General features: G+C 73.2%; 8 protein-coding genes. 3 read left to right on the top strand and 5 right to left on the bottom strand.

The genetic code is table 11. From position 1 onward, the window contains the following. Positions 1-337, bottom strand: a 337-nt coding sequence (locus B7L92_RS05220) for a VOC family protein (RefSeq protein ID WP_081236307.1), incomplete at its 3' end; no start/stop codon positions are given. 251 nt (positions 338-588) lie between these two features. Here B7L92_RS05220 and B7L92_RS05215 point away from each other — a divergent pair. Continuing rightward, positions 589-1182 carry a hypothetical protein gene (locus B7L92_RS05215; RefSeq protein ID WP_081236306.1) on the top strand — a complete coding sequence of 198 codons (594 nt, stop codon included), beginning with the start codon at positions 589-591 and terminating at the stop codon, positions 1180-1182. A gap of 24 nt (positions 1183-1206) precedes the next feature. Here the strand turns inward: B7L92_RS05215 and B7L92_RS05210 are convergent, their stop codons facing one another. Both B7L92_RS05210 and B7L92_RS05205 read right to left on the bottom strand, forming a co-directional pair. Then, positions 1207-1725: a DUF2267 domain-containing protein gene (locus B7L92_RS05210; RefSeq protein ID WP_081236305.1), complete on the bottom strand. Its 519-nt coding sequence runs from the start codon at positions 1723-1725 to the stop codon at positions 1207-1209. A gap of 122 nt (positions 1726-1847) precedes the next feature. Beyond that, positions 1848-2273, bottom strand: a complete 426-nt coding sequence (locus B7L92_RS05205) for an Hsp20/alpha crystallin family protein (protein WP_174703930.1) — start codon at positions 2271-2273, stop codon at positions 1848-1850. 208 nt (positions 2274-2481) lie between these two features. Between B7L92_RS05205 and B7L92_RS05200 the strand changes: the two genes are divergently transcribed. Then, entirely contained in the window at positions 2482-2784 is a 303-nt protein-coding gene (locus B7L92_RS05200) for a hypothetical protein (protein WP_081236303.1), read from the top strand. Positions 2785-2999: 215 nt separating this feature from the next. Here the strand turns inward: B7L92_RS05200 and B7L92_RS05195 are convergent, their stop codons facing one another. Both B7L92_RS05195 and B7L92_RS05190 read right to left on the bottom strand, forming a co-directional pair. After that, positions 3000-4484 carry an MFS transporter gene (locus B7L92_RS05195; RefSeq protein ID WP_081236302.1) on the bottom strand — a complete coding sequence of 495 codons (1485 nt, stop codon included), beginning with the start codon at positions 4482-4484 and terminating at the stop codon, positions 3000-3002. Positions 4485-4569: 85 nt separating this feature from the next. Continuing rightward, positions 4570-5928, bottom strand: coding sequence for a DUF445 domain-containing protein (locus B7L92_RS05190; protein WP_081236301.1), 1359 nt, complete (start codon positions 5926-5928; stop codon positions 4570-4572). Positions 5929-6123: 195 nt separating this feature from the next. On the opposite strand from B7L92_RS05190, the gene B7L92_RS05185 reads away from it, so the two are divergent. Then, positions 6124-7488 carry an SGNH/GDSL hydrolase family protein gene (locus B7L92_RS05185; protein WP_081236300.1) on the top strand — a complete coding sequence of 455 codons (1365 nt, stop codon included), beginning with the start codon at positions 6124-6126 and terminating at the stop codon, positions 7486-7488. The last annotated feature ends 26 nt before the right edge of the window (positions 7489-7514 follow it).

Below are 7514 nucleotides of genomic sequence, written 5' to 3'. Positions count from 1 at the left end.
CCGGGTCGGCCAGGACGACCCAGCCCGTGCCGTCGGGTCGGGTGCGGTCCGCGAGGTGGCGGGCGCCGAGGGCGAGGGCGCGGGCCACTTCCTCCGCGCGGGTGCGGTCCGTCGGTCTCAGGTCGAAGTGCAGGCGGTTCTTGGCGGTCTTGCCCTCCTCCACCCGGACGAAGAGCAGGCCCGGACCACCGTCCGGGTCCTCGATCAGGGCCTCCGGGTCACCCGGCTTGTCGTCGTCGGAGAGCGGTTTGCCCAGCAGCGCGCTCCAGAACGAGGCGAGGTCGTACGGGTCTCCGGTGCAGTCGAAGGTGATGTGGCGGATGGTGGGGTTCCTCAACGGCCCTCCCGGGGCGGTCGGTCGGTATGGAGGTGCGGTTCGCAGGATGTCCTGCGGGGAGGGCGGCGTCGAGTCGTTCACCGGGTGCGGCGCGGCGGACGACGGGTGGGGCGGTGACCGGTCGCGGTCCGCGCGGGCCCGTCGTGACGACTGTGACGACGCTGTTGCCGGAATTGTGGCTTCCACCACAGGCCGGGGAAGGCCGGGCTGGTGGACTCGGCGGATTCGCTCTTCTCGACCGGGAGGCCGTCGTGTGGCTGGTGGCCCTGCTCTTCGCCGTGATGATGGTGGGCTGCTGTTTCGGCCTCGTGGGGTACGGCTTCGGTTCCGTGGCCGACGGGCTGGCCGGGCGCAAGGAGCGGGGCCCCGCCGTGCTGCGCGGGACCGCCGCGCTGGCCGGGGCGTGCGCCCTCACCGTCTACGCGTGGGGGCTGCTGGGTGTCGCCGGGGCGTGGATGGAGGCGGAGGACGGCGGTACGGACTCGGCCCCGGTCTGGTCCTGTCGTACACCGGGGTGGCTGGAGAGGTCCGCGGCGGGGGTGGAGATCACCGGCTACCGGGTGAGCGTCGTGCCGCTCGGGTTCGTGTGCGAGACGAGTGACGGCGGGAGCTACGACAACGGGGACGTGCCCGGGTACGTCAATCCCGCCGCGCTGGGTCTCGCCCTCGCCGCCGCGGTCTGCGCGGTCTCGGCCGGATACGCCTCCGAACGGGCGGCGCGGGCCGCGGCGGGTGCGGGCGGGAGCGGGGGCACCGGTGCGGGGCCCGGCACGGGCGGGGGCCCCGCACCGGGCCCGGCGGCCCCCGGCACGGGCGAGGCCCGGCCGGGGGACTCCGGCGGGTGAGGAAGGGGGCCCGGGACGGTCAGGTCACTCCGCCGGGGCCAGCTCCGCCCGGCCGAAGAGCAGGGCGTAGCCCGGCGGCAGTTGGTCCAGGATGCGGGTCACCAGGCCCTCGTCGACCCGCTCGGCCAGGACGCTCAGGACCGAGCTGACGTCCCAGCGGGCCGTGGCCGGGGTCGCGCCCTCGATGCGGGTCGCCACCGAGTCGACGAACTCCGCGGCCGTCAGCCGGCGGGTCGCCGGGATCTGGGACGCGACCACTCTCGCCGCCTCCTCCGGCAGGGCGCGGGCCAGGTCGACGCGTTCGTCGCCGACGACGTGGCCGCCGAGGGCGGAGAGGACGACGCGGGTGATGCTCTCCGCCTCCGACCGGGTCGTGTACTGGCCCGACTCCCTCACGGCGTCGACCAGTTCACGCCATGCGTGGCGGCCGTCGGTGTCGTCGCGACGAGCACGGAGATCGTGGACCGGGGACGGGGGCGCCTCTCCCGGGGTCCCCCCTCCCGGGTTCAGGAGTGCGGGCTTCTGCGGCGTCAGCGTGGTCATACGGACTCGCTCCTCTCCTTCTCCTGGTCCTCCCGTCGCCCTCCGACCGGACGGACACGGGGGCGCGCCCCGCGGACGGCCGTGTCCGCGGGACGCGTGGTGTGCCTGGTGTGTGCGGGGTGTCAGTTACCGATCTGCTTGCGGGTGTCGCCGCCGCCGGTGATCTGGATGCGGCGCGGCTTGGCCTGTTCGGCCACCGGGATGCGCAGGGTCAGGACGCCGGCCTCGTACGACGCGTCGATGCGTTCCGTGTCCAGGGTCTCGCCGAGGAACAGCTGGCGGGTGAAGGTGCCGGTGGGGCGTTCGGCGACCACCGGCTCCGCGCCCTCGGGGGCCGGGGAGCGGCGTTCGGCGCGCACGTTGAGGACGTTGCGCTCGACGTCCAGCTCGATCGTCTCGGGGTCAATGCCGGGGAGGTCGAAGTGGACGATGAAGTCGTCCCCCGCCCGGTAGGCGTCCATCGGCATCGCTGACGGACGGGCGGCCGTGCCGAGCACCTGCTGCGCGAGTCGGTCGAACTCACGGAAGGGGTCGGTACGCATGAGCATCACGGTTCCACTCCTTTCATCTGGTCGTACCTGCGATGCCCTACGGTCAATTTCTTATATAACTCGGAAGAGGAAAGTTGACAAGCCCGGACTCAGTTCCGTGTCGCGGTCGGCTCGGGCCCTGGTCACCGGGGTCGCCGCCGGGCGCGTTAACCTCGGAGTTCGTGAGACCCCGCCCCCGTGGGCGCAGTGGTGGAAGGCAGCAGACATGGCGAAGGTTCCGAGTTCCGTGGTGGCCGCGAGTGGACTCGTCGGCGGGTACGGCGTGGCCCGCTGGACGCGGAAGCGGCCGTTGGGCGGGGTCGTCCTCGCCGCCGCCGGGGTCGCCGCCGCACAGCAGTGGCGTCAGCAGGCCGGCGGGAAGGCGGCGGGGGCGCTGTCGGTCGCGTATGTCGCCGCCTTCGCCGGGTCGCATCCGCTGGCCAAGAAGGTGGGCGCCTGGCCCGCCGTGTTCGGGGCGGCGGGAGCCATGGCGCTCGCCTCGTGGGCGGTCGCCGACCGGCGCGGCTGAGAACCACCGGCCGGGCCGCGGGCACGGACGGCACAGCCGGAACCGGGACCGGCGGACACGGCCGGAACCGGAAGCACCGGACACGGCCCGGACCGGGACCTGCGGGCACGGCCCGTACGGCTGAGACGGCCCGCGGCCCGCTTCGGTCGGATGCCCGCCGCCCGCCCCGGTCGGATGCCGCCGCCCATCCCGGCCGGATGCCGCCACCCGCCCCGTCAGGTGCTCGCGGTCTTCCCCTCCGGGTCCGTGACGGAGAGCGGCGCGGCGATGTCCTCCAGGGAGCGGCGTTCGGCGTTCACCGCGAGGAAGGCGGCCACGATGCCCGCCGCGCACATCAGGCCGGCGCCGATCTGGAAGGCGAGGACCGTGTCGCCGACCACGCCCGTGTTCGTGAGCTCGGCGAACAGCAGGGGGCCGCTGATGCCGCCGGCGGCGGTGCCGATGGCGTAGAAGAAGGCGATGGACATGGCCCGGGTCTCCATCGGGAAGATCTCGGAGACCGTGAGGTAGGCGCTGGACGCGCCGGCCGAGGCGAAGAACAGCACCGCGCACCAGCAGGCCGTGAGGGTGGTCGCGCTCAGCGAACCCTGGTCGAACAGCCAGGCCGTGCCGAACAGCAGCAGGCCGGAGAGCAGGTACGTCCCGGAGATCATCACCCGGCGGCCCACCGTGTCGAACAGCTTGCCGAGCAGCAGCGGGCCCAGGAAGTTGCCGAGCGCGATGACGGCGAAGTAGTAGCCGGTGTGGCCGGACGGGACGTCGAAGAACCGGGTGAGGATCGCGCCGAAACCGAAGGTGATGGCGTTGTAGAGGAACGCCTGGCCGATGAAGAGGGAGAAGCCGAGCGTCGACCGCTTGCGGTACTTGGCGAAGACCGCCCGGCCGATCTCGGTGAAGGTGGTCCGCTTGCGCTGGCGGATGGTCATCTCGCCCTCGGCGCGGGGCAGCGGCTCGCCCCTCTCGGCCTCGATCCGTTCCTCGATGGAGGAGACGAGCCGCTCGGCCTCCTCGTCCCGGCCGTGGATCAGCAGCCAGCGCGGGCTTTCCGGGACGTGGCGCCGGACGAGGAGGATCACCAGGGCGAGGACGGCGCCCAGGGCGAAGGTCAGCCGCCAGCCGACGTTCGCCGGGAAGATCGACGTGTTCAGCGCGACGACCGACAGCAGTGCGCCGCCGACCGCGCCCAGCCAGTAGCTGCCGTTGATCGCCAGGTCGACGCGTCCGCGGTACTGCGCCGGGATCAACTCGTCGATCGCGGAGTTGATGGCCGCGTACTCGCCGCCGATGCCGAAGCCGGTGAGGAAGCGGAAGAGGAAGAACCACCAGGTGTCGAAGGCCACCGCGGTCAGGGCGGTGGCTCCGAGGTAGACCCCGAGGGTGATCATGAAGAGCTTCTTGCGGCCCCAGATGTCGGTCAGGCGGCCCCAGAACAGGGCGCCCAGGCAGGCGCCGGCCACGTAGAGGGCGGCGGCGATGCCGGTGACCTCCCCGGAGGTGATGGGCAGTCCGCTGCCGGGCTCCGCCAGACGGCCGGCGATGTTGCCGACGAGCGTGACCTCCAGGCCGTCCAGGATCCACACGGTGCCGAGACCGATGACGATCGACCAGTGCCAGCGCGACCAGGGCAGGCGGTCGAGCCGGGCCGGGATGCTGGTGGTGATGGTGCTGGTGCGGCCGGTCCCGGCCTGCGCGGTGGTCATGGACCCCCTCCTCGACGAAGCGGATCCCCGTCGAATGCCCGGGAGCGGGCCCTTCACGCCCGCCCGCCTGCCCGCCCGCGCCCCGCTACGCCCCCAGCGCCTGCGTCACCGTGTGGATCAGCAGCCCGGCCAGGGAGCCGACGACCGTGCCGTTGATGCGGATGAACTGCAGGTCGCGGCCGATGTTGGCCTCGATCTTCTTGGTGGTGTGCTCGGCGTCCCAGCTCGCCACCGTGTCGGTGATCAGGGAGGTGATCTCCTTGCGGTAGGTGGTGACGACGTACACCGCGGCGCTCTCCAGCCAGCCGTCGACCTTGCCCTGCACCTTGGGGTCGGCCGCCATCCGGGCCCCCAGCGAGAGCAGCGAGGCGCGCACCCGCAGCCGCAGTTCGCTGCGCTCGTCCTCCGCCGCGGAGACGATCATGGACCGTACGGCGGTCCAGGCGGAGGCGATCAGGTCCTGCACCTCGTCCCGGCCGAGGATCTCGCCCTTGAGGCGTTCGATCCGGGCGCGGGTGTCGGTGTCGGACTGGAGGTCGGAGGCGAAGTCGGTGAGGAAGCGGTCGAGGGCGCCGCGCGCGGGGTGGGTGGGCATGTCGCGCATCTCGGTGGTGAAGCGCAGCAGTTCCTTGTAGACGCGCTCGCCGACCTTGCGGTCCACGAACCGGGGGGTCCAGCCGGGCGCGCCGCCCTGCACGGCGTCCATCACGGAGTCGCCGTGCAGCACCAGCCAGTCGTGCGCCCGGGAGACGATCAGGTCGACGGCCCGTCGGTGGCCGCCGTCGGCGACGACCTTCTCCAGCATCTTGCCCATGCCGGGCGCGATCTCCTGGGCGTCGGCGCGGCGCGTGATGGCCTCGCCGACCACCGCCTGGACGTCGGAGTCGCGCAGGACGGTCAGCGCGCCGCGCAGGGCCGCGGACAGTTCGGCGGTGACCCGGTCGGCGTGTTCGGGGACGGAGAGCCAGGCGCCGAGCCGGCTGCCGATGCCGACGGCGCGCAGACGCCCGCGCACGACGTCCTCGGAGAGGAAGTTCTCCCCGACGAACTCGCCCAGGGAGACGCCGAGCTGGTCCTTCTTGGTGGGGATGATCGCGGTGTGCGGGATGGGCAGGCCGAGGGGGTGGCGGAAGAGCGCGGTGACCGCGAACCAGTCGGCGAGCGCGCCGACCATGCCGGCCTCGGCGGCGGCGGCGACATAGCCCACCCAGGCGCCGGCGCCCTGGTGGGAGGCCCACTTGGCGAGGATGTAGACCAGGGAGACGAACAGCAGCAGCCCGGTGGCGGTGAGCTTCATCCGGCGCACTCCGCGCCGCTTCTCCTCGTCCGCGGGGCTGAACGTCGTCATCGCGCGGTTCGTCACGGCGCCGGGACGGGCATGCTGCCCGGCGGCGCCCCGCTCCCCGGCCTCCGCCGGCTTCGTCCGTTCCATCCGCCGTCCCATCCGCTCCGCCCGTTCGGTGATCCCTCACACATTGTCCCTTCCTGACCGACTCCTGGAACGGAACAGGAGTTCCCGGCGTCTGTCCGGAAGGGGAATCGGACCGGGGTCCCGCCGGCCCTCCCCCCGCCCATGACGCATCATGGGGCCGATCGGATGGAGCCTCGGGCTCCCGTCTCCCGAGGAGAACAGAACAGCATGACCCGGGGTCATGACGGGGGCGCGCACACGCCTCCCGCCAAGCACCGCGCCCTGCTCGCCGCGGTCGTCGCCGCGATCCTGGCCCTGTCCGCCGCCATCTACGTCGGGGCGGCCTCCGGCGACGGCACGGACCACCGCACCACCGCCGGCGACGGCCGCGCCCGGAACAACCCGGCCGCGCCCGCCTCCACCGGCACCTGGGTCGGCACCTGGGCCACGTCCCCGGTCGGGGGCGAGCCCGGCACCGAGACGACCGGGGTGGCCGGCCGCTCGGTGCGCAACGTCGTCCACACCAGCGTCGGCGGTACGAGTGCCCGCGTCACGCTGTCCAATCTCTACGGCCAGTCGCCGCTGACCGTCACCCACGCCTCGATCGCCCTCTCCGCGGGCCCCGGCACGGCCGCGGCGCTCCCCGGGACGCTGCGGCCGCTCACCTTCACCGGCGTCCCGACGGTCGTCGTCCCGGCCGGCGGGCAGGTGGTGAGCGACGCCGTGCGGCTCGCCGTACCGGCGGACGGGGACGTCCTGGTCACCACGTACTCCCCCGTCGCGTCCGGGCCGGTCACCTACCACCCGCACGCGCGCCAGGTCTCCTACGTCGCCGACGGCGAGCACACCCGGGACACCACCGGGGTGCCGTACACCGGGCGGAGCACCGTCTGGCGGTACCTGACGGCGCTGGATGTGCTGAGCAGCGAGGCGGACGGCACGGTCGTCGTCCTCGGCGACTCGCTCACCGACGGCGTCACCTCCACCACCGGCGCCGACAACCGCTGGCCGGACGTCCTGTCCGACCGGCTGCGCGAGGCGCTCGCGACCGGGCGCGACCTGCCCCGGTACGGCGTCGTCAACGAGGGCATCAGCGGCAACCGGATCCTCGCCGACGGCCTCGGCCGCCCCCCGGAGAACCCCAGCGGCCTGAACCGCTTCGGCCGCGACGTGCTGGGCCGCCCCCAGGTCCGGGTGGTCGTCGTCGCCCTCGGCGTCAACGACATCCTGCGCCATCCCGGCACCGCCGACCCGGACCGGATCGTCGCGGGGATGAACGCCCTCGTCGCGCAGGCCCACGCGCACGGGCTCAAGGTCGTCGGCGCGACGCTGATGCCGTTCGGCGGCCACCGCGGCCACACCGACGCGCGCGAGGCGGTGCGGCAGCGGATCAACGCGGAGATCCGCGCGGGGCGCGTCTTCGACGCGGTCGTCGACTTCGACCGGGCGCTGCGCGACCCGTACGACCCGCGCCGCCTGCGCTCCGACTACGACTCCGGCGACCACCTCCACCCGAGCGACAAGGGGTACACGAGGATGGCCGAGGTCTTCGACCTGAACGACCTGAAGGGCGGGGCGCCGGCGCGGCTGTAGACCGGCCGCCGGGGCGGGCCGTCAGG

Source organism: Streptomyces viridosporus, assembly GCF_002078235.1.
In the GTDB taxonomy this organism is placed as follows: Bacteria; Actinomycetota; Actinomycetes; order Streptomycetales; family Streptomycetaceae; genus Streptomyces; species Streptomyces viridosporus.
Note: the sequence above shows the minus strand (reverse complement) of the source record. Positions and strands in the feature narration are given on the sequence as shown.